The 26,433-nt window shown below is 63.6% G+C and carries 21 protein-coding genes; 11 read left to right on the top strand and 10 right to left on the bottom strand.

Annotated features, from left to right (window positions below; translation table 11 throughout):
* Positions 1 to 8: 8 nt before the first annotated feature.
* Genes NRB16_RS27615 through tagH form a run of 10 tightly spaced genes read right to left on the bottom strand, consistent with a single transcriptional unit; the run spans position 9 to position 14,606 of the window.
* Positions 9 to 1,211 (bottom strand): ABC transporter permease, encoded by a 1,203-nt coding sequence (locus tag NRB16_RS27615; protein WP_253117026.1) that lies wholly within the window; start codon positions 1,209 to 1,211, stop codon positions 9 to 11.
* On the bottom strand, positions 1,208 to 1,927 hold the full coding sequence (locus NRB16_RS27610; RefSeq protein WP_045485707.1) for an ABC transporter ATP-binding protein: 720 nt from the start codon (positions 1,925 to 1,927) through the stop codon (positions 1,208 to 1,210). Before NRB16_RS27610 ends, NRB16_RS27615 begins: the two co-directional genes overlap by 4 nt.
* Positions 1,927 to 5,019, bottom strand: coding sequence for a serine/threonine-protein kinase (locus NRB16_RS27605; protein ID WP_257107436.1), 3,093 nt, complete (start codon positions 5,017 to 5,019; stop codon positions 1,927 to 1,929). Before NRB16_RS27605 ends, NRB16_RS27610 begins: the two co-directional genes overlap by 1 nt.
* Positions 5,020 to 5,027: 8 nt before the next feature.
* Positions 5,028 to 5,744 carry a PP2C family serine/threonine-protein phosphatase gene (locus tag NRB16_RS27600; protein ID WP_045485701.1) on the bottom strand — a complete coding sequence of 239 codons (717 nt, stop codon included), beginning with the start codon at positions 5,742 to 5,744 and terminating at the stop codon, positions 5,028 to 5,030.
* Entirely contained in the window at positions 5,744 to 6,415 is a 672-nt protein-coding gene (tagF, locus tag NRB16_RS27595) for a type VI secretion system-associated protein TagF (RefSeq protein ID WP_257107435.1), read from the bottom strand. Before tagF ends, NRB16_RS27600 begins: the two co-directional genes overlap by 1 nt.
* Positions 6,412 to 9,915, bottom strand: a complete 3,504-nt coding sequence (gene tssM / locus NRB16_RS27590) for a type VI secretion system membrane subunit TssM (RefSeq protein ID WP_257107434.1) — start codon at positions 9,913 to 9,915, stop codon at positions 6,412 to 6,414. Before tssM ends, tagF begins: the two co-directional genes overlap by 4 nt.
* Positions 9,912 to 11,201: a DotU family type VI secretion system protein gene (locus tag NRB16_RS27585; RefSeq protein ID WP_257107433.1), complete on the bottom strand. Its 1,290-nt coding sequence runs from the start codon at positions 11,199 to 11,201 to the stop codon at positions 9,912 to 9,914. The genes tssM and NRB16_RS27585 overlap by 4 nt, the downstream gene beginning before the upstream one ends.
* Positions 11,202 to 11,208: 7 nt before the next feature.
* Positions 11,209 to 12,543 (bottom strand): type VI secretion system baseplate subunit TssK, encoded by a 1,335-nt coding sequence (gene tssK / locus NRB16_RS27580; protein WP_257107432.1) that lies wholly within the window; start codon positions 12,541 to 12,543, stop codon positions 11,209 to 11,211.
* 15 nt (positions 12,544 to 12,558) lie between these two features.
* On the bottom strand, positions 12,559 to 13,074 hold the full coding sequence (tssJ, locus tag NRB16_RS27575) for a type VI secretion system lipoprotein TssJ (RefSeq protein WP_045485689.1): 516 nt from the start codon (positions 13,072 to 13,074) through the stop codon (positions 12,559 to 12,561).
* A gap of 29 nt (positions 13,075 to 13,103) precedes the next feature.
* Complete coding sequence (gene tagH, locus NRB16_RS27570; protein WP_257107431.1) at positions 13,104 to 14,606, bottom strand: type VI secretion system-associated FHA domain protein TagH; 1,503 nt, start codon at positions 14,604 to 14,606, stop codon at positions 13,104 to 13,106.
* 424 nt (positions 14,607 to 15,030) lie between these two features.
* Between tagH and tssA the strand changes: the two genes are divergently transcribed.
* The 11 genes from tssA (at position 15,031) to tssH (ending at position 26,248) form a co-directional block, all read left to right on the top strand.
* Positions 15,031 to 16,053, top strand: coding sequence for a type VI secretion system protein TssA (tssA, locus tag NRB16_RS27565; protein WP_257107441.1), 1,023 nt, complete (start codon positions 15,031 to 15,033; stop codon positions 16,051 to 16,053).
* 86 nt (positions 16,054 to 16,139) lie between these two features.
* Positions 16,140 to 16,670, top strand: a complete 531-nt coding sequence (tssB, locus tag NRB16_RS27560) for a type VI secretion system contractile sheath small subunit (RefSeq protein WP_045485686.1) — start codon at positions 16,140 to 16,142, stop codon at positions 16,668 to 16,670.
* Between the two features lie 14 nt (positions 16,671 to 16,684).
* Positions 16,685 to 18,178 carry a type VI secretion system contractile sheath large subunit gene (gene tssC / locus NRB16_RS27555; protein ID WP_045485683.1) on the top strand — a complete coding sequence of 498 codons (1,494 nt, stop codon included), beginning with the start codon at positions 16,685 to 16,687 and terminating at the stop codon, positions 18,176 to 18,178.
* A gap of 137 nt (positions 18,179 to 18,315) precedes the next feature.
* Positions 18,316 to 18,804, top strand: a complete 489-nt coding sequence (locus NRB16_RS27550) for a type VI secretion system tube protein Hcp (RefSeq protein WP_045485680.1) — start codon at positions 18,316 to 18,318, stop codon at positions 18,802 to 18,804.
* Between the two features lie 80 nt (positions 18,805 to 18,884).
* Positions 18,885 to 19,322, top strand: coding sequence for a type VI secretion system amidase effector protein Tae4 (locus NRB16_RS27545; RefSeq protein WP_253117018.1), 438 nt, complete (start codon positions 18,885 to 18,887; stop codon positions 19,320 to 19,322).
* The gene (locus NRB16_RS27540) at positions 19,319 to 19,768 is read left to right on the top strand and encodes a hypothetical protein (protein WP_257107430.1); all 450 of its coding nucleotides are present in this window, start codon (positions 19,319 to 19,321) and stop codon (positions 19,766 to 19,768) included. The genes NRB16_RS27545 and NRB16_RS27540 overlap by 4 nt, the downstream gene beginning before the upstream one ends.
* Positions 19,769 to 19,791: 23 nt before the next feature.
* The gene (locus NRB16_RS27535; protein ID WP_257107429.1) at positions 19,792 to 20,202 is read left to right on the top strand and encodes a hypothetical protein; all 411 of its coding nucleotides are present in this window, start codon (positions 19,792 to 19,794) and stop codon (positions 20,200 to 20,202) included.
* A gap of 5 nt (positions 20,203 to 20,207) precedes the next feature.
* The gene (gene tssE, locus NRB16_RS27530) at positions 20,208 to 20,711 is read left to right on the top strand and encodes a type VI secretion system baseplate subunit TssE (RefSeq protein WP_144403224.1); all 504 of its coding nucleotides are present in this window, start codon (positions 20,208 to 20,210) and stop codon (positions 20,709 to 20,711) included.
* A complete protein-coding gene (gene tssF / locus NRB16_RS27525) occupies positions 20,708 to 22,564 on the top strand; it encodes a type VI secretion system baseplate subunit TssF (RefSeq protein ID WP_045485672.1) in 1,857 nt (618 codons plus the stop codon). Before tssE ends, tssF begins: the two co-directional genes overlap by 4 nt.
* The gene (gene tssG, locus NRB16_RS27520; RefSeq protein WP_257107440.1) at positions 22,528 to 23,571 is read left to right on the top strand and encodes a type VI secretion system baseplate subunit TssG; all 1,044 of its coding nucleotides are present in this window, start codon (positions 22,528 to 22,530) and stop codon (positions 23,569 to 23,571) included. The genes tssF and tssG overlap by 37 nt, the downstream gene beginning before the upstream one ends.
* A gap of 1 nt (position 23,572) precedes the next feature.
* A complete protein-coding gene (tssH, locus tag NRB16_RS27515) occupies positions 23,573 to 26,248 on the top strand; it encodes a type VI secretion system ATPase TssH (protein ID WP_257107428.1) in 2,676 nt (891 codons plus the stop codon).
* Positions 26,249 to 26,433: the final 185 nt, after the last annotated feature.

The following is a 26,433-nucleotide window of genomic DNA, read 5'->3' as shown; positions in this document are numbered from 1 at the left end:
TGCGCAACTCAAACATCTCTGATTCCTTCCGAAGCCTGGATACGTGACACCCGCAAGCCGCCCAGGGCGGCGGCGACGGCGCTGGCCCCCAGCACGGCCAACAGGGCCACGAGGTAATGACGCGCCAGCAGGTGGCTGGCGTATTCACCGGCCACCTGCACGAACAGCCGATTCAGGCCCCACTCGGCCAGGCCGTAGAGCAACGCGGCGAGGGCGGCGGCCAGTACCCCGCTGTACAGCGCCTGCAGCATGACGAACCCCAGCAGCGCGCCGCTGCCGAACCCCAGCAGGCGCAACACCGATAGTTCACGGCGCTTGCGTGCGATGGCCGCCAGGGTGCCGGCGAAAATCGCCGCACAGGCACCGGCCATTGCCAGAGCGGCGATCACCCAGAACACGATGGTCAGGTTGCGGCTCAACGACTGCACCTGGGCGATGGCCTGGGCCTGGGTGGCGACCAGAATGCCGCTGTCGGCAAAGTGCCGACGCAGCGGCTCGACATCGTCCAGATGCCGCGCATACAAGCGAAACGCCGGATAGATACGCGGTGCATCAGCCGGTCTGGCTTCGCCCGGCCAGTCCAGTGCCGGCACCGCACGACCGTCGCGATAATCTTCTGCGGCCTGCAACAGTTCCAGGCTGGCAAACAAGCCATCGCGCTGGAACGCCTCAAGCGGCAATACCGCCTCGACCTTCAGGCGCACCCGCCGCACTTCAACACGACCGGCGACCTGCCGGGTGATTGCCGCGTCCAGCCAGTCGCCCATCTTGACCTGCAACTTCTCGGCGGCGGTCTTGCTCAGCAGCATGCTGTCCAGGCCGACCGGCACCGGTAGCGAACCCAGCAGCGGGTCGCCGTGAGCGGTGGGAATCATCTCGACGTTCACGGCCTGCAACTGGCCTGGCAGGCTCAGGTCGGCGGCGGCGGCGATCTGCCGGGTCCGCGGCAGGGCGAACAGGACCTCCGGGCGCTTGCTCAGGTCAGCGATCTGGCTGGCGCTGAAGCGTGCACCGCCCAACGGGATGATCTCGCGCACCGCCGGGTCCTGTTCCAGGCGCTCGGTGAGGCTGCCGATCAGGCCGAACTTGAGGCCGAACAGCACCAACAGCGGCGCGATCACCGCCACCAGCGCCAGCACACTGCAGGCCGACAGACGGCTGTCGGCACGGTAGTCCTGCCAGGCCATGCTGGCGATCAGGGTCAGGTTCATAAGCTGGCCTGCCCCAGCGTGGCCGTCACGCCGCCATCGGCATCGCGCTGGCAGTCGATGCGCAGCAGGCTCAACCCCGATTGCCGGGCCAGCCCTTCGTCGTGGGTGGCGATCACGCAACAGGCTTGCTGTTTGCGGGCCTGCTTGAGCAGCAACTGCATGACTCGCCCGGCATTGAGCGGGTCCAGCGCGGCGGTAGGTTCATCGGCCAGCAACAGTTGCGGGGAATGCGCCAGGGCGCGGGCACAACTGACCCGCTGGCGTTGGCCCACCGACAGCGCGGCAGGCTTCTTGCGCAATTGGTCGCTGATTTCCAGTTGCTCGGCCAGGTGCTCGACCGTACCGTCGTTGTTCATGCCCAGCAGGCGCCGCGACAGCTCGATATTGCTGCGTACGTCCAGAAACCCCAGCAGCCCGCCGGTTTGCAGCACATAACCCAGATGCCGGCTGCGCAGCGCCGCCAGTTGTTCCTGACGTGCTTCACGCCACAGACCGCCGATATCGAACTCGCCCTGGGCGGTGGAAAAGTCAAAGCGCTGGGCATGATCCGGGGCCAGCACCAGCGCCAACAGATCAAGCAGGGTGCTCTTGCCACAACCGCTCGGCCCGACCAGCGCGCAACACTGGCCACGCTCGAGTTCCAGACGCGGAATCACCAGGCTGTAACGCTGGCTGGCGCTGCCGCGCGTTTTGCGCACCTCTCGTAAACTGAGCATCACGGCAGCGTCGACAACGGTACGCGGTACAGCGCATCACCCGGCTCGGCATCACCGAAGCGGACCCAGTTGGCCAGATCGTTGTGGAAGGTCTCGTAGAGGCGGATCTTCGATTCCAGCTCGTCGATAAAGTCTTCCTGCTCGGCCACGCTCAACGACAACCACAAATCCTGGGTCATGTTCAGCGACTTGCTGCGGTACGGCAGCCCTTCAAGGTATTCGCCCAACACCCCGCCAGCGGCCAGGTTGGCGCCGTTGCGCAAGGCTTGCGGGTCGCGGCTCATGTAAGCGCTGGCACTGGCGATTTCCTGGAAGAAATCCTTGGGTGAAGTCTGGGTCTTGCGCGCCGCATCGACGATCAGCTTCAGCGATTGCTGCAGGTCGTTGAGTTGCAGTTTGGTGAGCATCACGCAGACCTGAAAGGCCGGCAGCGCCGGGTTGGTCAGGTCGCGGTCAGCGGCCCAGGCACTGACCAGCTGCGGCGCCTGGATCGCCGCTTTGCGACCGAGAAAATCCATGTGCATGGCGTAACCGACGGCGGCGGATTTCTCACTCAGGCTGGGCGCCTTGGCCAGCAGCGGTACCGCTTGCGGCTGGTTGCTGCGCACCTGGTGCACCAAATCGGCGAACACCGAGCCGATCTCGCCAACCCGCTCGCCGAACTGCTGCACATCACCACCGGCCACCGGCACATAGAGGTCGCCAATGCGCGGGTTCGGGTCGGCGGTCAGGACCCGATACTGCTGTTCGGCCGAATCGTGATTTTTCTTGCCAGCCTCGGTGCGCAGATGCAGCGCGTAGATTTTGATCTGCTTGCCCAGTGCGGCCTGACGCACTTCGGCTTCGTTCATCCGGGTGCTGCTGAGCGGGTCGCTCTTGCGCAACGCACCGGCATCGCTGACCAGCAGGATCAGCCGCCCGCCGTAGCCGGACCAGTCCATGCCATCGACCGCCTGCATGATCCCGGCGAAGGCGTCTTCATTGAATGAATGGCTGGACACTGGCGTGGCCTTGACCTGCCGGGCCAGTTCCAGGAAGCGCTGCGGGTCGCGGCCCTGCTCCAGGGTGATCAGGGTCTTGCTCAGGTATTGCAAGCCGGGAGTCTTACTGGTGTTGTTGCGAAAGCCCACCAGGCCAAAGCTGACGCTGTCCAGCTCTCCGCGCTGGGCGATCTTGTCCTGCAACTGATGGACGACTTCACGGACCTGATCGATGTACGGCTGCATCGACACCGAGGTATCGACCACCAGTACCACCGCCGTACGAAATGCATTGCTGGCCCCTGCGGATCTGGGCTGATCGCCAGCGGTCTTTTGCGGCAGGTTGCCGGGGTCGATCGAGGCAATGTTGAGCATCTGTACCGGCTGACCGTCTTCGTCGAAGCTTTCCCGCGAATCAAAAATCGGCAGCAGGTAGAACTGGTCCTGCGGCACAGCGCTGGCAGCCGGTTCCAGGGCCAGTACCTGGCTGTTGTCCTGAGTGTCGTTCTGCGCCTGCATCAACAGCTTGCGCGCCGCTACCGGATCGGCAATCAGGCTTTCCAGTTTGCCGGGATCACGCAGGAACATCACCGGCGAGCGCCCGGAGCGTTCAGTGAACTTGAGCACCAGACTCTGCTTCCAGTCGCTGACCTGGCTGGCCGGCAGCCAGCCTTCACTGCGCCCGTCACTGCCCGCACCGACCCGCAGCCACGGCTCACCGTTTGCCTGGCGGCGCTCGTAGACATACAGCACCGAGAAGGCCGGCAGCGGTTTATCGACATTGCCACCAGGCTCACTGGCAAATCGCGCACCGGGCTTGCTCAGCACCCGTTGATAGAGGGTCTGCTTGCCTGCCATCAGCAACGGCTTGCCGGTATCGGTTGCCGGTTGTTGCGCGGCATTGGGGGCCGGCGTTGCGGTGGCTGGCGTGCTTGCAGGCGTCGGCGCTGCGGTGGCTGCAGCCTGGGGCGTGGCCGACGCGGCGCCGCCTTGGGCAGCGGCGGGCTTGTCAGCGCTCAGCCAGAGATAACCACCGGCACCGATACCCAGTGCGGCGGCAATCGCCACCGCCAGCAAGGCCATGGCGGGGCCGCGACGGGGCGGTTGATCCTGCAACGCCGGGCGCGCCCGGGATTTGCTCAGATTCGGCGCGGGGCGGTTGACCGGCTCTGCCGCTGCCGGTGGCGGGCTGTCAGGAATCACGATGGACACTGGCGTCAGCCCGGCCAGCTCATCGGTCGCGGCTTCGCTGACCGGCTCATTACCCGGCAGGGTATCGACCACTGGTAAAGGACGCAGCAGGGTGCGTTCACTGTCGCTCTGAATCAGTTCGTCCAGCGCCGCGACCAGCACCTGGGCATTGGCAAACCGCTCGGCCGGGTCTTTGGCCAGCAGGCGGGTCAGTACGTGCTGGTAGCGGCCATGCTGCACCGGCAGTTCCGGCAGAGGTTCGGTCAGGTGCGCCAGTGCTGTGGATAACGCATCCGGGCCGCTATACGGCAGGCGCCCGGCCAGAATCTCGTAGAACACTACGCCCAGCGCATAAAGGTCGGCGCGGCCGTCGATTTCTTGGCCGCGAGCCTGTTCCGGGCTCATGTAACTCGGCGTGCCCACGGCAAATCCGGCCTGGGTGAACTGGGTGCGGTCGTCCAGTGATTTAGCGATGCCGAAGTCCGACAATACCGCGGTGCCATCGGCGCGGAACAGGATGTTGGCCGGTTTTACGTCGCGGTGGACCAGACCCTGGGCATGGGCGTAGCCCAGCGCGGCGGCGATCTGGCGGATGTACAGCAGCCCCTGCTCATCTGAAAGCCCGGCCGCGATCCGTTCTTTAAGCGTGCCGGCGGGCAGATACTCCATGGCCATGTAGTACAGCGGGCCGACGTTGCCAATGTCGTGAATGGTCGCAATGTGCGGATGCGCCAGCCGCGCCAGGGTGCGGCCTTCGCGCAGGAAGCGCTCGCAGAAGCTCGGGTCGGCAGCCAGGCTGGCGGCCATGACCTTGAGCGCTACCTTGCGCTCCAGCGAACGCTGGATGGCCAGATACACCGTAGCCATCGCGCCTTCGCCAATTTCGCCTTCAATGTCGAATCCAGGAATTTGCATGTCCATAGCGGCTCTCAACTGGCCTTGACGACAATGGCGGTGATGTTGTCGGGCGCGCCGCGGGTCAGCCCCAGATGGACCAGGCTGCGCACGACTTCATAAGGGTTCGGGTGGCCGAGTACGTCACGGATTTCATGGTCTTCGGCGGTCTTGTTCAGGCCATCACTGCATAGCAGGTAGGTGTCGCCGGCCTGAATGTCCAAGGTCACCTGTGACAATTCCAGCGGGTCGGCAACGCCCACGGCGCGGGTGACGATATTGGCGCGCGGATGAACCCGCGCCTGGGCTTCGCTGAGCAGGCCGCTGTCGACCAGGTCCTGCACATAGCTGTGATCGTGGGACAGGCTTTGCAGCACGCCGTCGCGCAGCCGGTACAGGCGGCTGTCACCGGACCACAGGCAGATGCCCTGGTTATCACGTGCGGCCAGCAGCACCACGGTGCTGCCCATCATGGTCGCCTTGCGGCGTACCGTCTCTGCGCGCACTTCGCGGTTGATGTCGTCCAGTTGCTGGCGCAGTGCATCGCAATACACCTGCAACGTGGCCAACGGCGGGACACCGCGCAGCGAATCGACGATCAGGTTGCTCACGTAGTCGCCCGCTGCATGGCCGCCCATACCGTCGGCCACCACCCACAGACCACGTTCGGTCAAAGCCAGGCAGGCATCTTCGTTGAGCGAACGCACCATGCCGGTATGGCTGTAACTGGCCGCCTGGTAAGTCAACGTCATCAAGCACGGCCCTCCTTGCCAAGCAAGGCGCGGGCGAAATCGCTGGCGGCCGGCAGCCCTGGGCAACGCCACAGGCCGGGCTGGATATGCTCACCACCACGCCCCCACCACAGGCTGGAACCGATACAGGTGTGCTCGGCCAGGGCCGCCATGCGCGCCTGGGGATCGGTGGCGGCGAAGCGTTGCAGGCTGGCATCGACCTGCGAAGCAATCCACGGTGCCCCCTGCGGCGCAGGCAGACCCTGCAGACGCGCTTCAAAGTCGGCAAAACTGGCCTCGGCCTGCAAGCTGTCGAGCATCAGCGCTTCGGCCTGCTCGAACCAGCCGTCAGCCTGCAGCCAGGCGCTCAGCGACTCATGCGGCGCCAGGGTCACTGCCACGGTCAATGGAAAGTAGCGCCCGACCCGGTCGATGCTTGGCATCAGCACCCCGGCCACCGCTTGCGCTCCGCAGACCCCTGGCGCCAGTGCAAAGCGCCACAGCGGGCTGACCAGATAAGTCTCCAGCCAGGCGCTGCCCAGTTGTTCCTGGCTGGCCAGCAGGCCGGCGGCCAGCCACTGGTCCCAAGGCTGGATGAACGACTGCGGCAGGCCACGGCTGACGAAGTCGCCACGGCAAGCCAGCTTGCCGTAAAAACCCGGCGCACCAAGGTGTTGTTGCTCTGGGGTCATAACCGCTCCGGCAGACTGAAACCGCTCAGGACACGGCTTTTGAAAGGGTTGAAAGCGCTGTTGGCGCGCAACTCGTAGGCGATGCTGGCGCCGTCCACGCGCAGGCGCAGGTTGAAACGGTCCGGCGCACTGCCCGCGACCAGGTCCGATTGCTCCAACAGGCGGAACCAGGCCCATGGGCCGTCCAGGGTTACGGCCGAGCGGCCACTGGCCGACGGCGGGCTGATCGACAGGCGTACCACACCAATGCTGCCGGGGTTGGGCCACTGCATGGCCACCGGGCGACTCGGGCCGTGGTCGTAGCTGATCTGCTGGCCGTCGAGGTCCAGCAGAAATTGAGTGATCGAAGCATCCATGGCCACCGGTTTGAGTTCGAAGCGCACCACCGGCTGGGTGCCGCCGGCGCGGAAGAACGCATCACGAATGGCGTTGGCACGCTGGAAGGTCTGCAGCACGCCGGCATTGATACCCAGTTTCTGCGCCGCACCGGGCTGCCAGCGCCACGGGTTGGCCGAGGTGTCCACGTACGGTTGCAGGTACTTGCGGAAGTAGTTGTCCATCACCCCGCCAACCCCGAAGAACATGCCGAAGTCATCCAGCGTCGCATCGCGGGCGCTGCCCGCCGACAATGGGTAGCGGCCACTGAGCGATTGGCGATAGACGTTCACCACTTCGCTGCTCCAGGCCGCGTTGAGCTGGTTGCGCACGCCGCCCATCATGGTGTTGGTGGTGGAGTTGACCACCGATTTGACCAGCCCGCGCACCACCGGCGGCTGACGTTCGGCGCTCAGGTTGACGCGCGTGGCGGCAGCACTGGCCTGGTTCTTGGCTTCGCCGAGCAAGGCATCACCACTGGCCCCGACCATGGCACTGACCTGCACGTACAGGGCATTCATGTCTGCCAGCAGGGCATCAATGCTGCCCGGCTGCTCAGCGCTGCCCACCAACCGACGCAACTCGGCAAAATGCACGCTGACCGGGTCGTCATTGGTTGTTTGTGCTGAAGGCGTGGCCGCCTGTTGTTCCTGCCCGAGCAACGAGCCCAGGCGCTGCTTGAGTTGATCCACGCCATCTTCGACCGGCTTGCCCTGCGCCGCGAGCAGGCGCTGTTCGGCTTGCAGATCGGTCTGTTGCGCCACCGCTTGCAGGAGCCTCTTGAGCGGTGAGTCAGGCCCGGAAATAACCCGTAGCACGTCAGCCGCCTGGGCCACACTGGTGATCGGCACAAAGTCGATATCGGCGAGCAACGCATCCCACTCGCGCAGGAAATCCTGGAAATACAGGCGCCGCACTTCACCGGCCAGGCTGGCGACATCCAGCACGCCACCTTGGGCACTGCCCAGCACCCACTGCTCTTCGGCCAGCACGCCGGCCTGGCTCAGGCTGTTGCGCAAAAAGCCCTCGCGATAGCCTTTGGCGGTGAACAGGCCACTGAGCGGCTCGCCCAGCGGCTTGCCGCTCTTGCGGCTGAACACCAGTGCCGCATCACGCCCGGCCGCTTCATTGAGGCGGAAGTCCGGCACCCCGTCAGGCAGCTTCTGACGCTTGACCCGGTCATAGACCCGCTGCGCCACCGGCAACTGTTGCAACTGGCGACGCAGGTCGTCGATCAACGGCTGATCCAGACGCGCCTTGGGCGGATGCCGTTCAAACAGCGCCTGCAAGTGCCCGGCCAGCGCCTGACGCTGCTGGGGCGGCAGGTCACGGGGCAGGTTGCGCTCCCAGTCGAGGCTGATCCAGGCCTTGATGAAGTCGGCATCGAAGTGTTCCTGGTCGGCCAGCATCAGGTACGCCTTCAAGCCTTCGTACAGATAGTCCGTAGAACCGCCGGAGCGCAGCTGCTCTTCGATGCGGCTGACCAGCCGCGGCGCGAATACCGCGATCAACAGCTTGCGGTACACGCTGCCGGATTCAGCTTCGAGCATGTCACCCTGGTACAGCCCAAGTCCTTCGGACCAGCCCGGCGGATCACCGGCCAGTTGCCGCACAGCATCGAGCAGCGGCAGCACGGCCAGCACATCGCGCTGCGCGGGGCTCAGGTTCTGCACCTGCTGGCCCAGCGGGGCGAGCTTGCCATCGACCTGGGCAATGTAATCCTGATTGGCACGGTAGCTGACCCACCACAACGAGGCGACGGTGACCACCACCAGCGCGGTGGCCGCCAGCACACCACGGGCGATCCACTTGCGGCGCTGCTCGACTTTCGGGTCGGCGCTCATCAAGCCTTGCTCGGCAAAAACCACGGCGGTGAACAGCTTTTCGATGAAGTAACTGCGCCCGGTGCCGTTTTGCCGCGCCAGGTGTTGACGGTCCAGGCTCATGCTCTGCGCCATCACGCCAATCAGGCGGTCGATCGGGCTGCCCTCCTGAGTGCCGCTGGTGAAATACACCCCACGCAGTAACGGCCGGGTTTCATAAGGGTTAGGTTTGAACACGCCCTCCAGAAAGCCCTGCAACGCCTGGCGCAAAGCAGCGAACTGCTGCGGGAAGCCATAGATCAGGTCGCGCCGCGCCGGGTCGCGCTCCTGTTGCAGGCGCTCGACCAGCCGCTCGTTGAGGCGTTGTTCCAGGGCGGCCAGTTCCGCCGGGAAATCCTGCAACGGGCCGGAGGCGCTCTTGCCGTCGTCCAGGGCGAAGGTGGTGCCCCACACCTGGGCCCGTTCATCCTTGCTCAGCGCATCAAAGAACTCCATGAAGCCCGGCAGCAGGTCCAGCTTGGTGAGCATCAGGTAGATCGGGAAGCGCACACCCAGTTGATCGTGCAACTCCTGAACCCGGCTGCGGATCGCCACCGCATGGGCAGCGCGCTCTTGTTCGCTGCACTGCAACAGGTCCGACAGGCTGATGGCGATGAACGCACCGTCGATCGGCCGGCGCGGGCGCTGAGTCTTGAGCAGGTCGAGAAAGCCCAGCCAGGCGGCTTTGTCCACCTGGGCGTGGCTGTCCTGTGTGGTGTAGCGGCCAGCGGTGTCGAGCAGCACGGCGCGGTCGGTGAACCACCAGTCGCAGTTACGCGTCCCGCCGACCCCACGGATCGCGCCGCTGCCCATCTGCGCAGCCAGCGGAAAGTCCAGGCCGGAGTTGACCAACGCGGTGGTTTTGCCCGACCCCGGCGGGCCGATGATCACGTACCACGGCAGCTCATAAAGGTTGCGCCGCTGGTCACCGCCCAGGCGAGCCTTTTTAAGCAGCGCCAGCGCTTCGTCCATGCGCTGGCGCAGGGTCGCCAGCTCTTCGGCGGTGGCGACACTGGTCGGGTCGGGCGCGGTTTCGGCGGCCAGGCTTTCGATGACTTTGGCGGCCTGGCGGCGCGCCTGGATAATGCGATACACCCGCCAGCCGACCCACACCGCCCAGAGCAGGCCGATCAGCACCCAGCGCCGGCCTTCCGGGACCAGCACATCGAGCAGCGGCCCCACAAACCAGATGATCAGGCTCAGGGCAATCAGCCCCAGTACCGGCACCACCCAGCGAATGACAAACCCCAGAAACGCCTTCACTCGACGCCCTCCGCCAGTACGGTGATTTCAACCCGACGATTCTTCGCCCGTCCTTCGGTGGTGGCATTGGAGGCCACCGGCTCGGTGTCACTGCGGCCTTCGGCCGTGAAGCGCTGCGGCTGGCCGGTGCGTGCGGCGAGGATTTGCAGCACTTGCTCGGCACGGGCCTGGGACAGCGCCCAGTTGGACGGAAAACGCAGGGTGGCGATGGGTCGGTTGTCGCTATGCCCGGTGATGCGCACCTCACCCTTGACCTTGCTCACCGCCTCGGCGATACGCAGCATCAGCGGCTGATAGGCATCGACAATGGTTGCGCTGCCCGAGGCGAACAGTTCGTCACCGCGAATGGTCACCACCGAACGGTCTACGGCGTCTTGCACCGCAACCTTGCCGGCGCGGATCTCGTCAGCCAGAAAGCCGGCCAGGCGTGGACGCTCGACCACCTTTGGCTGAATCACTGGCCGGTCGATGGCCTGCACCGGGATTTCGCCCAGCGCATGAATGCGCTTGAACACCGGTTCCGCGTCATTGGCCAGCTTCATCCGCAGGCCCAACAGCAGCAACAACAGCAGCGCCACGCCAATCGCCACACCGACCCAGGGCGGCATGAACTGAGCCAGCCGGTCACGGGCCAGCACCAGCCCACGCCAGCGCGGCGACAGCTCTTGCTCACGCTCGCCACGGGCACTGCGGATTGCCGCGCTGGTGCGCTCGCGGAGGGCTTCAAGCTGGCTGCGGCCGTTGTTCATGACCCGATACTTGCCTTCAAAACCCAGGCTCATGCACAGGTACAGCAGTTCCAGCAGATACAAACGTTCACGCGGCGTTTGCAGGCAGTGCTCAAGCAACTGAAAGGACTTTTCGCCGCCCCAGTTTTCGTTATGCACGGTGACCAGCAGGCTCTGCTTGCCCCACTCACTGGCGCTGCCCCACGGAGTACTCATCACCGCTTCATCAAGGGCCGTGCACAGCACATAACGCGCCAGCAGCACGTCGTTACGCGCGACACCGGCGGCATCGGCGCGCTCTTCGAACTGGCGCAACTGGGCCAGCAGTTGGGCGCGCAAACTGGCCGGTGCCGGATGGGCGATGGTATTGCGCAGCCGGGTCAGCAACGCCAGCAAAGGACCGGCGGCAGCCTCCAGCGGTCGAGGCCCGCCCCCCTCCCCCCCGCCAGGGGCGGGCCCTGGGGCTGCGCCCGGGGGCTGTGGGGCGGGGGCAGTGGAGGGCCCCGGGCGGCCGCCCGGACGCGGCATGAACTGGGTGCGATCGTCGTTCGAATGCATCGCCGCGTTATCCTCGAATCGCCCAGAAAGCCAGGTTCAGGCCGGGAAATTCACCGGCAATGTGAAAGGCAAAACCACCGGAGCGGCTCAGTTGCTGCCAGTGCTCGCTGCCCCGGTCCAGTTCGTAGTAGGTCGAACCGACATGGAACGGCAGTTGCCGAGGCGCCACCGCCAATGGCAGCAGACCGATGCCCGGCAGTTGCAGGTTGACCAGGTCGCGGATGTGCTCCACCGAACCGATCTTGCTCTGCTGGCCGAACCGCGCCCGCAAGGTTTCGCCCGGAATATCGGCGCGCACCACCAGAATGAAACTGGCGTTGTCCAGCAGGCTCTTGTCCGCCAGCATTGCCACGTGCACGCCGTAGGCTTTTTCGACGATCGGAATCGGTACTGCCTTGCTGTCAATCAGCATCGACAGCGCCTCGCGCAGGGCCTGCATGACCGGCGCATAGCTGACTTGCAGGTCGTCGTGCTGATAACGCGGGAACTCCTGCGGGCGGTGCTCGCGGGTCGAGAAGGTCGCGAACTCACCGGCCAGGCTGACCAGCTCGCTGTAGAAGCGCTCCGGGTGCAGCGGGCTGAGTTGGCCCAGATGCTGGATCAGCGGTTCGGCGCGATTGACCAGTTGCAGCAGCATGAAGTCGGCAATTTCCGAGGCGCCGCCGGCACCCGAAGCCACCACCCGCCCGGCCAGCGCCTCGCCACGCTGGCGCAGCAAGCCTTGCAGCTCACTGCGAAATGCACTCAGTGGACGGCTCACCGCCACATCCAGCAGCGGCGGGATGTACTGCTCGTCAAGCAACAGTACGTTGTCGGCGCGCTTTTCGATGATCCGCACCACGCCCAGCACGGCGTAGTCACTCAGGCCGTCCTTGTCGGTCAGCAGGCGCAGCGCCCGTGAGCCGACCGCCACCGGCGCACGACTTTCGAACGGCGCATTGTCGTCGCGCACTTCACGCACCTGGCTCTGGTAACGCGCCGCCCCCGCAGCTTCGCCTTGCTCGACCGTGTCACGCACCCCGGCCCGGCGCAGCGGCAGGCCCAGATACACCAGGCCATCGCGCAGGCTGTCATCGATACTCAACGGGCTCGGTGCCGGATCATCGTGAGGGATGTTGAACGGCGTGCCGTCAGGCAACAGGCCACGGGCTGCGACGATGGCCAGCTTGCCCTGGGCCAGCAGGCCCTGATCGATGAGCAGTTCGGAAAACCCCCAGGCCGCCGCCGACAGCGGGCGGCTGCGGGCGTCGATCAGGTTTTCCAGGTAACGGTCATGCTGCTGGAAATGCTGTGTTCCGATGAACATGCCTTCCGACCAGACCACACGATTGTTCCAGGACATGGGTTCTCCGATTGCCTATTGAGCGGGGCGGGTTGCGGCGGCGGCAGCACTGCTGATCGCCAGCGCATCGAGGTCGATCCGGTAGTGCGAGCCGTGCTGCGGCGTCAGGTTCAGGACCGTGCGCCAGCGGGCACGGTCGATCTCGCGGTAGCCGACCACCAGGCCGATATGCCGGGTCGCCGGGTTGAGCGGGCGTACCACGCTGCGGGTTTCGCCGGGCCTGATCAGCACTTCGTCCTGATCGACCAGGTCAGCCCCCAGGGTCTGACTGCCACGCTCGGCCAGCGCGAAGTAATCGGCGCGGCTGAAAGCTGCGCTGTTTTTGAGTTCAAAGATCCGCACCCGCACTGGTGCCGGTTGCCCGGTGGCGCCGGGGTTGAGCGTGGCACTGGCATGGATGTCGAGGGTCACGCTGGCGTCGTCGCCAGGCGCTTGCGAGGCAGGACCGGACGCAGGCGACGAAGCGCTGGAACAGGCACTGAGCAGGCTGGCCAGGACAGCAATTCGGGCAACGGTGGCGAGCAGCGGCATTTTCACAGGGGTATTCTCACAGAGGGTTCTCAAGAGCGGCGCAGGCGTTCGCTGTGCGCTTCATAGGCACGGCTGAACTCGCGACCGAACAGGTCCTGGAAATCGTCTTCGGCTTCCTGGGAAATACGCTGGTACAGCGCGGTGAACTGCTGCCAGTACTGCGCCTGACGCGAACCGCTGAACAGGTTCGACAGCCCGCCAGGCTTCCCCATGCGTGCTTCCAGCTCGGCCGGTTCGAAGCGCTTGAGCAGGTGCTTGATGGCCGCCTCGACACCGGCCATCACCGCCAACTGGTGCGCACGCAGGTCGTCGAAGCTGTCGTTGACCGCCTGCTCGGGGTCCATGAAGGCCTGATTGCCATGGCGCAGCAGCAGCAACAACGCTTCATCGGCGTTGGGCGCGAACTTCAGCGGGTTGTTTTCGACCGGGCGGATCATCGTCTGCTGCATGCGAAACTCGCCCTTGAGGCTGGTGCGGGCGCGCAGCACGTCGATCAGTCCTTCGACCATCAGCCGGTAGCTACGGCCGATAGCCTCCATCTGCGCCTCGGCCTGCTGAGGGTCGATACGCAAATGGTCCAGACCGGCGCCGCGCAGAAAGGCCTGGAGCAGTTCGCCACTCGGTGCCGGGGCGGCTGCAGCAGTCACCGCAGCGGCTGGCCGCGACGGCTGAGCAGGTGCCAACGATGCTGGTACAGGCGGCACGGGTACAGGCGGCACGGGTATGGACGGCTCGGTCTCAGGCTCGACAAGCGGGATTGGCGGGATTGGCGCGGCAGGTTTTGCCTCGACAATCATGTCTTGTGCTGGCGGCACCGGCTCGACCGGGGTCACGAATGGCTGGGCGGCAACGGCGCCGAGATCGGCAAACGGGTCCCAGTCATCCGGAATCAGACCGGCACCCGCCTCGGCGGCTGGCGCTGGCGGCGCTACCGGCTTGTCGAGTAACACCGCAGTTGGTGGGCGGAAATCATGCTGGCGGGCCGGTACATGGTCGGGCTGGGTGGCCGGCGCGACATTGGAGCTGCCCAGAAAGTCGAACAGGTCCGGGAAGGTGTCCTGGGCCGAGCCGCCCTGCAAATGAGCCATGCCGGATGCGACCGCCGGCGCACTTTGCGGCGTCTGCCAGTTGCTTTCCTGACGGCTCATCAGTGCTTCAAAACTGTTGGGGGATTCACTGAGCGGGGCGGCCTGATCCGTCAGTTGCATATCAAAGTCGATACGCGCGCGAATCTCGTACTCACCAATACGGATAACTTCACCGTCTTGCAGTACTTCACTGTTGCCCCGCCGTAGACGCACCCCGGCCTGCACCAGCTCTACCCCGTTGGTGCTGTTATCGGTCAAGTAGTAGCGGCCATCCTTATACTGGATGACGCAATGCCGCGAAGATACCAGGCGCTCGGGATCAGGAAGTACCCAGTCATTATCCTGACTACGGCCAATTGCCATCACTCCGGTATCCAGTGTCTTTTCAGCGCACTGACCGGGCGTGATTTTATGGTAACTAGTGATCGTCAAGCTCAGTGACATTGCGATTCCCTGCTTATCTTGCACACTAACTTCTGAGTGCCCTGCAAACTGCCCGCGCTGCTCTCGCTACGCTGAAAAGGCCGCGAATCAGCCCCTGACAGGCATCTTTCGCTAAAGTTCAATAATTTCCTATTTGCACTAAGCCCCGACTGACGGTCGGTTGCGGCGCCATGATAATCATGCCGACGCAGGCGATGTCAAAATAACATGCAAGCTGTTACCTGCGTCACAACCGCTCTTTCGGCTGCATATAAGCACCTTGACAAGCCCTGCGCGCTACTTCAAGAATGCACAACTCCTGATATTGTGTGATATCACGTTGCCACTAACTAACCAAGTGCGACATCCACACTAATAAATGGTTCAAAAAAATTTTCCCAAACGACTGCAAGACATCATCTGACAGATAAGGAGATCGGACGTGGTGGATGTCGCAATGTTGCTTAGCGCTGTTTCAGCCCAGTTGCCGTGTGGCGAAGACCTGGAATATGACGCGGATTTTTTGCAACTGGAGCGTGATGCCCTGGGTAAACCCGAGCGCATCATGGGCGACGCCGTGCAACCGGCCGAACCACCACAGTGGCGCCAGATAGAGCAGTCCAGCAGTGCCCTGTTACAGCGCAGCAAAGACCTGCGCATTACCCATTTCCTGGCCCAGAGTGCGCTGGCGCTCGATGGCATCGCAGGCCTGGCCAATACCCTGGATCTGATCGAGCAACTGCTGCGCCAGTACTGGGACGGGCTGTATCCGTTGCTCGACGCCGATGACGACAACGATCCGACCCTGCGCATCAATGCCCTGGCAGGTCTGAGCGGCGACACCAATCTGCGCTTGCTGCGTGACAGCCCGCTGGTGCGCTCAAGGGCCTTCGGGACCCTGAGCCTGCGCGCCGCATTGCATGCCAGTGGCGTGGCGATTGCCAGCGATGAGTCGCTGAGCCTCGACACCTTCAACGCCGCCCTGCGCGACAGCGATCCGCAGAGCCTGCAGGACACCCGGGACGCACTCAGCCTGGCACTGCAACGAGCGACAGGCATCGAGACCTTCGTCAACGAGCAGGTGGGCTCGGCCCAGGGCGTCGATCTGACGCCGCTCAAACAGCCCTTGCGGCAGGCCTTGCAGGTACTCGGTGAGCCGGCCCCGACAAACGCCCCGCCAGCGCACGATGAGCCCGCCGCCAGCGACCAGCCGCATGCCGCAGCGCCAGCTCCGGTCGCCGCCGCCGCACCCCGCGCGAGCGGCGAGATTACTGATCGTGATGATGTCGTGCGTAACCTTGACCGCCTGCTGGCGTACTACGCCCGCCATGAGCCTTCCAGCCCGTTGCCGGTGCTGTTGAACAGGGCCAGAGGGCTGGTCCACGCCGACTTCGCCAGCATCGTGCGCAATCTGATTCCCGACGGCATGTCCCAGTTTGAAACCCTGCGCGGCCCCGAGGCTGACTGATCCGCCACCCGGATCACGCCCCAATCGTGCAGCCCGTTACCGGCATTGATGCCAACACCGTCGCAACAGCGACCAGGAGAAGCAACGTGGCGAAAACCAGTTCGCAGAAATTCATTGCGCGCAATCGTGCGCCCCGTGTGCAGATCGAATACGACGTGGAACTGTACGGCGCCGAAAAAAAGGTCCAGTTGCCGTTCGTGATGGGCGTCATGGCCGACCTGACCGGCAAGCCTGCCGAGCCCCTGGCCCCGGTGGCCGAGCGCAAGTTTCTGGAGATCGACGTCGACAACTTCGACTCGCGGCTCAAGGCCCTGCAACCACGTGTGGCCTTCCATGTGCCCAACGAGCTGACCGGTGAAGGCAACCTGAGCCTGGATATCACCTTCGAAAGCATGGACGACTTCAGCCCTGCCGCCGTGGCCCGCAAGGTCGACTCGCTGAACCAGTTGCTCGAAGCCCGCACCCAACTGGCCAACCTGTTGACCTACATGGACGGCAAGACCGGCGCCGAGGAAATCATCCTCAAGGCGATCAAGGACCCGGCGTTGCTCCAGGCCCTTGCCAGCGCACCCAAGCCTGGCGATGCCACTTCCAATGACGCCGAGCCCAACGCCTGAGAGGACCTTTGATCATGAGCGAACTGTTGCGCGACACCCAGAGCCAGCCGGCTTCTCAGGAACAGACCAGCGAATTTGCCTCGTTGCTGTTGCAGGAATTCAAACCCAAGACCGAGCGCGCCCGCGAAGCGGTAGAGACGGCGGTAAAAACCCTGGCCGAACAGGCCCTGGCGCAAACCAGCCTGGTGTCCAATGACGCGATCAAGTCGATCGAGTCGATCATCGCGGCCATTGACGCCAAGCTCACCGCCCAAGTCAACCAGATCATCCACCACGACGAGTTCCAGAAGGTGGAAAGCGCGTGGCGCGGCCTGCATTACCTGGTCAATAACACCGAAAGCGACGAGCAACTGAAGATTCGGGTGCTGAACATCTCCAAGCCGGAGTTGCACAAGACCCTGAAGAAGTTCAAGGGCACCGCCTGGGACCAGAGCCCGATCTTCAAGAAAATGTACGAAGAGGAATACGGCCAGTTCGGCGGCGAGCCCTACGGCTGCCTGATCGGCGACTACTATTTCGATCAGTCGCCGCCGGATGTCGAATTGCTGGGCGAACTGTCAAAAGTCTGCGCCGCGATGCACGCGCCGTTCATCTCGGCGGCCTCGCCAACCGTGATGGGCATGGGCTCCTGGCAGGAGCTGTCCAACCCTCGCGACCTGAGCAAAATCTTCACCACCCCGGAGTACGCCGGCTGGCGCTCGCTGCGTGAGTCTGAAGACTCGCGCTACATCGGCCTGACCATGCCGCGCTTCCTGGCGCGCCTGCCTTACGGCGCCAAGACCGACCCGGTGGAAGCCTTCGCCTTCGAAGAAGACACCGACGGTGCCGACAGCGCCAAGTACACCTGGGCCAACGCTGCCTACGCCATGGGCGTGAACATCAACCGCTCGTTCAAGCACTTCGGCTGGTGCTCGCGGATTCGCGGTGTGGAATCCGGTGGTGAGGTCGAGAACCTGCCGGCGCACACCTTCCCCACCGACGACGGTGGCGTGGACATGAAGTGCCCGACCGAGATCGCCATTTCCGACCGCCGCGAGGCAGAGCTGGCCAAGAACGGCTTCATGCCGCTGCTGCACAAAAAGAACACGGACTTTGCCGCCTTCATCGGCGCCCAATCGTTGCAAAAGCCGGTCGAGTATGACGATCCGGACGCCACTGCCAACGCCAACCTGGCCGCGCGCCTGCCGTACCTGTTCGCCACCTGCCGCTTCGCGCATTACCTCAAGTGCATCGTGCGCGACAAGATCGGCTCGTTCAAAGAGCGTGACGAGATGCAGCGCTGGTTGCAGGACTGGATCCTCAACTATGTCGACGGCGACCCGACCCACTCCACCGAAACCACCAAGGCCCAACACCCGTTGGCGGCGGCCGAAGTGGTGGTCGAGGACGTCGAGGGCAACCCCGGCTACTACACCTCCAAGTTCTTCCTGCGTCCGCACTACCAGCTCGAAGGCCTGACCGTGTCGCTGCGTCTGGTTTCCAAGCTGCCGTCGGCCAAAGGCGCATAACCCGGGGTTAACCGCCACATTGGCGTCGTATCACGGTGGGAGCGAGCTCGCTCGCGAATAATGCTTCGCGACCAATCCCGCTCCTGCCGGTCAAACCAAGATCATATCCGTGGCCCATGCCACCTCAGGAGAAAAACATGGCTGTCGATATTTTCATCAAGATCGGTGACATCAAAGGCGAGTCGGTCGACAAGACTCACAAGGACGAAATCGAAGTGCTGAACTGGAGCTGGGGCATGTCCCAGTCCGGCAACATGCACACCGGCACCGGCGGCGGCGCTGGCAAGGTCAGTATCCAGGACCTGTCGCTGACCAAATACGTCGATAAAGCGACCCCCAACCTGATGATGCATTGCTCCAGCGGCAAGCACGTCGCCAAGGTCACCCTGACCGTGCGCAAGGCCGGCGGCGACAATCAGGTCGAGTACCTGATCATCAACCTCGAAGAAGTGCTGATCTCCTCGCTGAGCACCGGCGGTTCGGGCAGCGATGATCGCCTGATCGAGAACGTCACGCTGAACTTCGCCAAAGTCACCGTCGACTATCAGCCGCAGAAGGCCGACGGCACCAAGGAAGGCGGCCCGATCAAGTACGGCTGGAACATTCGCTCCAACGTCAAGATCTGATCCGGATTCGCTCCCGGTGCATGCATCGGGAGCGATCGGCTTCAGGAAGACTCCGATTGATGTGGCAAGGAGACTGAGTTGTGGCAAAGCCTTCGTTTATCAATTTGCAGCAGGCCTACCCAAAAGTTGCCGATCCTTGCGACCAGCCTTGGGGAAACCAGTGCGCCATTCGCATGAGCATCGCGCTTAACGGCGAAAAGAGCATTCGCGTCAACAAATCGACCTACACCGAACCCAAGTGCAAACACGACCATGCCCGTGGTGCAGAGTCGCTGGCCAACTGGTTGTGGCGTCATCATCTGGGCCGTCCACTGATCATCGGTGGCAGTGCCGCTGACCGACAAGTGCTACGTGATAAGCGTGGCATCATTTTCTTCAAGGATTGCTTTCGCAGAGCATCAGAAACGCTGGAACAACGTAGCGGCGATCATATCGATCTCTGGAATCGGGGCTTGACTCAAGGCTTCAACGACGGCGACTACCTGTCCAGGCAGGTCTGGTTCTGGGAGCTGCCATGAGCAATCTTTTTTCAAGCGCCACTCTGATTGCGTGCGCGTTGTTCAGCCTGAGTGCCTGTGCGCAACCCGACGGGCAAACGAACGTTCAATCAAAGCAACTGACCCAAGCGACAGTGGGCAATTCATCTGTGCATCTGATCGAAGCAGACGGCCAGTGCGTATTGGTCAGGCCGGACAACAGCCAGTTGAAAATGGGCATGGAGTGGCCCTGCCAGTTCACACCCGACAAGCAGGGCAAAGTCCAGACAGAAGTGTTCAACAAGACGCCCATCGTGTTGGTCGAGCACGTTCAGGCCAACCCCGCACCTGATATCGAATGCATCAAGAAATCCCAGGCCGTCCGCTTGCGCAATGGCACGCTGGAGATATCACGAGTCAATAAAAGTGCGATGTGCAATATCGGCCAACAGGATCAGAAAATGTTCAGCGGTCTGTTCCAGTGGTGAGCATGATCAGGGCGGCTCATATCATGCTGCCTGCCGCGCTTTTGCCCGGTCTGGCACAGGCTGGCCAAGCCGTCGATGCAGATTTGCCATTAGAGGCCGTACTGGCAGGTCAGAGCTATGCGCTGGAGAGTCAGCACCACCGTTGTGCGTTGCGCAAACCTGACCAGAGCTTGCTGATGCTGGATATACCTTGGCCTTGTCATTTCAGCATCAGTGAGCCCGCAAAGGCTCACATTGAAACATTCCAGAATGTGCCGATCGTAATGGCACTGCACATCAAGACACTTGCGGATACGCCTAGCGAATGTCGCTCGCAATATCAGGCGATTCGCCTTTACAAGGGAAAACTTGAACCATCGGTTGCAGGGCGCTACGCCAGTTGCATGCGTGGCAAGGGCGACCAGAAAGCCTATACCGGGGTATTCGATTGGTAAGTCCCATGACCCCGCGCGAGCGCCTGCAACCTTCCCTGCTCGACCGTCTGACCGACGACGACCCCGGCAACCCGCAGGAAAGCGCCGACAAGCGTGTGTTGTCGCTGAGCCAGCTCAAGGCCTCGGTGCTGCGCGACTTGAGCTGGCTGCTCAACACCACCTCCTTGCTCGATGCCGATGCCACGCTGCACAGCCCGGCCGGCACCTCGGTGGTCAATTACGGCTTGCCGGCACTGGCTGGCACCAGCGTCTCCGGGGTCGATATCGCAGTGCTGGAAACCCTGATCCACCGGGCGATTACCACTTATGAACCGCGCCTGCTGGCGCATACCGTGCGGGTCCGGGCGCATGTCGGTTCAGAACAGATGAACCATAACGCCTTGAGTTTCGAGATTCAGGGCGACCTGTGGGCCCAGCCGGTGGCGCTGCCCTTGCTGCTGCGCACCGAACTGGACCTGGAGTCCGGCCATGTGCAGGTGCTGCCTGCCGATCAACGGAGACGCTCATGAATCCGCGCCTGCTCGGGCTGTATAACCAGGAGCTGCAGCACATTCGTGAAAGTGCTGCCGAGTTCGCCCGCGAGTATCCGAAGATCGCCGGGCGCCTGACCCTGTCAGGGATGGAGTGCGCCGACCCGTATGTCGAACGCCTGCTCGAAGGCTTTGCCTACCTGACCGCCCGGGTGCAGTTGAAGCTCGATGCCGAGTACCCGACCTTTACTCATAACCTGCTGGAAGTCGCCTACCCGCATTACCTGGCGCCCACGCCGTCGATGACCGTGGTGCAGATGCAGGCCGACCCGGACGAAGGTTCGCTGGCTGACGGTTTTACCCTGCCACGCGGCAGTGTGCTGCGCGCCGCGCTGGGCCGCGACTCGCAGACGTCCTGCGAATACCGCAGCACCCAGGACGTCAACCTGTGGCCGGTGCAGGTCAGCCGGGCCGAATACTTCGGCAACCCGGGCACCGTGCTGGGCCGGCTGGCCGCCGCTGAGCCCAAGGCCAAGGCGGCGCTGCGGATCACCTTGCGCAGCGGCGCCGAACTGCCGTTCAACAGCCTGAAGCTGGACAACCTGCCGTTGTACCTCAACGGTACCGACGAACTGCCCTATCGACTCTACGAACAATTGCTGGGCAACGCCTGCGCGGTGTTCGCCCGTCAGCCGGGCCGCGACTGGGTCGAGCGCATACCGGTAGAGAGCCTGCGCCCCTGCGGTTTCGATGATCGCGAAGCCGCCTTGCCAGTCGTGCCCCAGGCGTTCCAGGGCTATCGCTTGCTGCAGGAATATTTCGCCCTGCCGCAGCGTTTTCTGTTCGTCGATTTCAGCGGCCTGCAACCCGCCGTGCAGCGTTGCCATGGTCAGGAGCTGGAACTGATTGTGTTGTTCGAGCGCCTGGACCCGCAGCTGGAAAACAGCATTGGCCGCGAGCACCTGGTGCCGTACTGCACACCGGCGATCAACCTGTTTGCGCGCCGCCTGGACCGTATCCACCTGACCGACCGGGTGCATGAGTACCACGCGATTGCCGACCGCACCCGGCCAATGGATTTCGAGATTCACTCCTTGACCGGCGTCACCGGCCATGGCACCGGTCCCGATCAGTCGTTCCTGCCGTTCTATGCCGTGCGTGAGCCGTCGCGCTATGGCCGCGACAAGGCCTATTACATCCTGCGCCGCGAACCCCGCGTGCTGTCCAGCGAGCAACGCCGCACCGGCACCCGTTCCAGCTACGTGGGCAGTGAAACCTTCATCAGCCTGGTCGATAGCCAGCAGTCGCCGTGGCGCCACGACCTGCGCCAGTTGGGCCTGAGCGCGCTGTGCACCAACCGGGATTTGCCATTGTTCATGCGCTTGGGCGGTGACAGCGACTTCACCCTGGCCGACAGCGCACCGGTGTCCGCCATCCGTTGCCTGGCCGGCCCCAGTCGTCCGCGCGCCAGCCATGCGCATGACAATAAAGCCTGGCGGCTGATCAGCCAGTTGTCGCTGAACTACCTGTCGCTCAGTGAACAGGGTCAGGGCGCGGCGGCGTTGCGCGAGTTGCTGCGCCTGTACGGTGACGATCAGGATGCCGCGCTGCAATTGCAGATCGAGGGCCTGCACGAAGTCAGCAGCAAGCCGGTGACCCGACGCTTGCCGATGCCTGGCCCGATCGTGTTCGGCCGCGGCCTGGAAATCACCCTGAGCTTCGATGAGAACGCCTTTCGCGGCAGCGGCGTGTTCCTGCTCGGCGCGGTATTCGAGCGTTTCCTGGCCCGTTACGTCTCGATCAACAGCTTTACCGAAACCGTGCTGCGCAGCACCGAGCGCGGCGAGATCATGCGCTGGAAAGCCACGCCCGGCCGGCGGCCGACGCTGTGAGCAGCCTGGAGCAGATGCAGGAAAAACCCTGGGAGTACGACTTCTTCCAGGCGCTGCGGCGCATCGAGAATGAAAATCCCGACCTGCCAAGGTTCGGCCATTCGCTGCGCCTGGCCGATGATCCGGTGCGCCTGAGCCAGCGTCAGGACAGCGGCTTCGCACCCTCGACCCTGGCCAGCGTACAGCCGGGCGATGACGAGCTGCCGGCGCGCCTGGAACAGTTTTTCTTCGGCCTCGGCGGCCCCAATGGTCCGCTGCCGCTGCACCTGACCGAGTACGTGCGCGAGCGCCAGCGCCATCACGCCGACCCGACCAGCAAGCGCTTTCTGGATGTGTTCCACCACCGCCTGTTGAGCCTGTTCTACCGCGCCTGGGCCGAAGCCCGACCGACCGTCAGCCACGACCGGCCTGACGATGATTACTGGTCCGGGCGGCTGGCCGCGCTGTGTGGCCGTGGCTTGCCAGGGCAACTGGAGCAGAGCGAACTGCCCGGCACCGCGATGCTCCACTACAGCGGCCACCTCGCCGCCCAGACCCGCTACCCCGACGGATTACGGGCGATCCTCAGCGAATACTTCGGCGTGCCGGTGAACATCGAGGAATACGTCGGTCAATGGCTGGAGCTGCCCGAGCGCAGCCGGGTCGGGGTGACCGCCAACCGGCTCGGCATGGACCTGTGCCTGGGCAGTCATGTGTGGGATCGCCAGCACAAATTCAGAATTCGGCTGGGGCCGCTCAAGCTCGACGACTACATGGGCATGCTGCCCGATGGCCAGCCGTTTCGCGAACTGGTGGCCTGGGTCGCCGAGTACCTGGGCCACGAACTGGACTGGGACCTGAACCTGGTGCTGGAGCAGCCCGAGGTTCCGCGCCTGCAACTCAACAACCGTCAACGGCTGGGATTCAACACCTGGCTGGGCACACCGGCACAAGACGCCGACGACCTGATCCTGGCCCGGCACTACGCCGACCAGGCCAGCTCGGTAACGACCTCAAGGAGCAAGTGATATGAGTGAAATCAGTCGTGCCGCGCTGTTCGGCAAACTCAACAGCGTCGCCTACAAGGCCATCGAAGCCGCCACGGTGTTCTGCAAGCTGCGCGGCAACCCTTATGTGGAGCTGGCGCACTGGCTGCATCAGTTGCTGCAATTGCAGGACTCGGACCTGCACCGCATCATCCGGCAGTTCAATGTCGAACCGGCACGCCTGGCCCGTGACCTGACTGACGCGCTGGACCGCCTGCCACGCGGCTCGACCTCGATCACTGACTTGTCGTCGCATGTCGAAGAAGCCGTCGAGCGCGGCTGGGTGTACGGCAGCCTGATGTTCGGTGAAAGCCAGGTGCGCACCGGTTATCTGGTGATCGGCATTCTCAAGACCCCAAGCCTGCGCAACGCGCTGCTGGGACTGTCGACTGAATTCAACAAGCTCAAAATCGAAAGCCTCACCGAACGCTTCGACGAATACGTCGGCGACTCGCCGGAAAATGCCCTGGCCGCCACCGACGGCTTCAATGCCGGCGCACCAGGCGAAGCCAGCGGCGCGATGGCGCCCAGTGCTCTGGGCAAGCAGGAGGCGCTGAAGAAATTCACCATCGACCTCACCGAGCAGGCACGCAACGGCGAGCTGGACCCGATCGTCGGGCGTGACGAAGAGATCCGCCAACTGGTGGATATCCTCATGCGCCGCCGGCAGAACAACCCGATCCTGACCGGCGAGGCCGGGGTCGGCAAGACCGCCGTGGTGGAAGGCTTTGCCCTGCGCATCGTCGCCGGTGATGTGCCGCCGGCACTCAAGGACGTCGAGCTGCGCAGCCTCGACGTCGGCCTGTTGCAGGCCGGCGCCAGCATGAAGGGCGAATTCGAACAGCGTCTGCGTCAGGTCATTGAAGACGTACAGGCATCGCCCAAGCCGATCATCCTGTTCATCGATGAAGCCCACACCCTGGTCGGTGCCGGTGGCGCCGCCGGCACCGGCGACGCCGCCAACCTGCTCAAGCCGGCCCTGGCCCGTGGCAGCCTGCGCACTGTGGCCGCCACCACCTGGGCTGAATACAAGAAGCACATCGAGAAAGACCCGGCCCTGACCCGGCGCTTTCAGGTGGTACAGGTCGACGAGCCGTCCGAAGACAAGGCGCTGCTGATGATGCGTGGCGTAGCGTCGACCATGGAGCAACACCATCAGGTGCAGATCCTCGATGAGGCTTTGGAGGCCTCGGTCAAACTCTCGCACCGCTACATCCCGGCGCGCCAGTTGCCAGACAAATCGGTCAGCCTGCTGGACACCGCCTGCGCACGGGTCGCGATCAGCCTGCACGCGGTGCCGGCCCAGGTCGACGACAGCCGTCGGCGGATCGAGGCGCTGCAGACCGAACTGCAGATCATCGCCCGCGAACATGCCATCGGGGTGGATACCGGCACCCGGCAAAGTACCGTTCAGGGGCTGCTGGACAGCGAGCGCGAGCGCCTGACCGGCCTCGAAGTACGCTGGGCCGACGAGAAGGCGCTGGTCGATGAACTGCTGGCCTTGCGTGCACAGCTGCGCGAAAGCGTTGGCGTGGTGGACAGTGAAATCGATAGCGCGCAGAGCCACGAGCTGCGCGGGCAACTGGTCGCTCTGCAACAGCGCTTGAGCGAACTGCAAGGCGAAACCCCATTGATCCTGCCGACCGTGGATTATCAGGCAGTGGCTTCGGTGGTCGCCGACTGGACCGGGATTCCGGTTGGACGCATGGCCCGCAATGAACTGGAAACCGTGCTCAAGCTCGACCAGCACCTGAAAAAACGCATCATCGGCCAGGACCATGCCTTGCAGATGATCGCCAAGCGCATCCAGACCTCGCGCGCCGGGCTCGATAACCCGAGCAAGCCGATTGGCGTGTTCATGCTGGCCGGCACCTCCGGGGTGGGCAAGACCGAAACCGCCCTGGCGCTGGCCGAAGCACTGTACGGCGGCGAGCAGAACGTCATCACCATCAACATGAGTGAGTTCCAGGAAGCCCACACCGTCTCGACCCTCAAGGGCGCCCCGCCGGGCTACGTCGGCTATGGCGAAGGCGGCGTGCTCACCGAAGCCGTGCGCCGCAAGCCGTACAGCGTGGTGCTGCTCGATGAGGTGGAAAAAGCCCACCCCGACGTGCACGAGATGTTCTTCCAGGTGTTCGACAAAGGCGTGATGGAAGATGGCGAAGGCCGGCTGATTGACTTCAAGAACACCCTGATTCTGCTGACCACCAACGCCGGCACCGAGTTGATCGCCGACCTGTGCCAGGACGCCCGAAACGTCCCGGACCCGGAAGACATCGCCAAGGCCCTGCGCCAGCCGTTGCTGGAGATTTTCCCGCCGGCACTGCTCGGTCGGCTGGTGACCATCCCGTATTACCCGCTCAGCGACAGCATGCTCAAGGCGATTACCGACCTGCAGCTGGGGCGCATCAAGAAGCGCGTGCAGAGCACCCACAAGGTGCCGTTCGAGTACGACGACGGCGTGATCGACCTGATTGTCTCGCGCTGCACCGAGACCGAAAGCGGCGGACGGATGATCGACGCCATTCTGACCAACACCCTGCTGCCGGACATGAGCCGCGAGTTCCTGACCCGCATGCTCGAAGGCCAGCCGCTGGCCGGCGTGCGGATCAGCCAGCGCGACGGGCAGTTGCATTATGAATTCGCCGAGACGCCATGACCTGCCGCTGTAGGAGCGGCTTCAGCCGCGAAGGCTGCATGACTTCGCAGCTAAAGCTGCTCCTACAGGTTTTTACATAACGAGAGATCCATGAATTTCCAGCAACTCACGCGTATGACCCAAGTCACCAGCCCGCTCGGGCCGGATGTGCTGTTGCTCAAGGACATGAGCGGTGGCGATGAGTT

The sequence above is a fragment of the Pseudomonas sp. LJDD11 genome (assembly GCF_024584215.1).
In the GTDB taxonomy this organism is placed as follows: domain Bacteria; phylum Pseudomonadota; class Gammaproteobacteria; order Pseudomonadales; family Pseudomonadaceae; genus Aquipseudomonas.
The sequence above is the reverse complement of the archived record's forward strand: the minus strand, read 5'-3'. Positions and strand labels throughout refer to the sequence as shown.

Excerpts from the sequence above, each read along its gene's own strand:
- NRB16_RS27615 (WP_253117026.1), bottom strand. The coding sequence starts at position 1,211 with ATGAACCTGACCCTGATCGCCAGCATGGCCTGGCAGGACTACCGTGCC.
- tssH (WP_257107428.1), top strand. The coding sequence starts at position 23,573 with ATGAGTGAAATCAGTCGTGCCGCGCTGTTCGGCAAACTCAACAGCGTC.
- NRB16_RS27610 (WP_045485707.1), bottom strand. The coding sequence starts at position 1,927 with ATGCTCAGTTTACGAGAGGTGCGCAAAACGCGCGGCAGCGCCAGCCAG.
- tssE (WP_144403224.1), top strand. The coding sequence starts at position 20,208 with ATGACCCCGCGCGAGCGCCTGCAACCTTCCCTGCTCGACCGTCTGACC.
- NRB16_RS27600 (WP_045485701.1), bottom strand. The coding sequence starts at position 5,744 with ATGACGTTGACTTACCAGGCGGCCAGTTACAGCCATACCGGCATGGTG.
- NRB16_RS27585 (WP_257107433.1), bottom strand. The coding sequence starts at position 11,201 with ATGCATTCGAACGACGATCGCACCCAGTTCATGCCGCGTCCGGGCGGC.
- tssK (WP_257107432.1), bottom strand. The coding sequence starts at position 12,543 with ATGTCCTGGAACAATCGTGTGGTCTGGTCGGAAGGCATGTTCATCGGA.
- tagH (WP_257107431.1), bottom strand. The coding sequence starts at position 14,606 with ATGTCACTGAGCTTGACGATCACTAGTTACCATAAAATCACGCCCGGT.
- NRB16_RS27550 (WP_045485680.1), top strand. The coding sequence starts at position 18,316 with ATGGCTGTCGATATTTTCATCAAGATCGGTGACATCAAAGGCGAGTCG.
- NRB16_RS27540 (WP_257107430.1), top strand. The coding sequence starts at position 19,319 with ATGAGCAATCTTTTTTCAAGCGCCACTCTGATTGCGTGCGCGTTGTTC.
- tagF (WP_257107435.1), bottom strand. The coding sequence starts at position 6,415 with ATGACCCCAGAGCAACAACACCTTGGTGCGCCGGGTTTTTACGGCAAG.
- tssC (WP_045485683.1), top strand. The coding sequence starts at position 16,685 with ATGAGCGAACTGTTGCGCGACACCCAGAGCCAGCCGGCTTCTCAGGAA.
- tssJ (WP_045485689.1), bottom strand. The coding sequence starts at position 13,074 with ATGCCGCTGCTCGCCACCGTTGCCCGAATTGCTGTCCTGGCCAGCCTG.
- NRB16_RS27605 (WP_257107436.1), bottom strand. The coding sequence starts at position 5,019 with ATGGACATGCAAATTCCTGGATTCGACATTGAAGGCGAAATTGGCGAA.
- tssF (WP_045485672.1), top strand. The coding sequence starts at position 20,708 with ATGAATCCGCGCCTGCTCGGGCTGTATAACCAGGAGCTGCAGCACATT.
- NRB16_RS27535 (WP_257107429.1), top strand. The coding sequence starts at position 19,792 with ATGCTGCCTGCCGCGCTTTTGCCCGGTCTGGCACAGGCTGGCCAAGCC.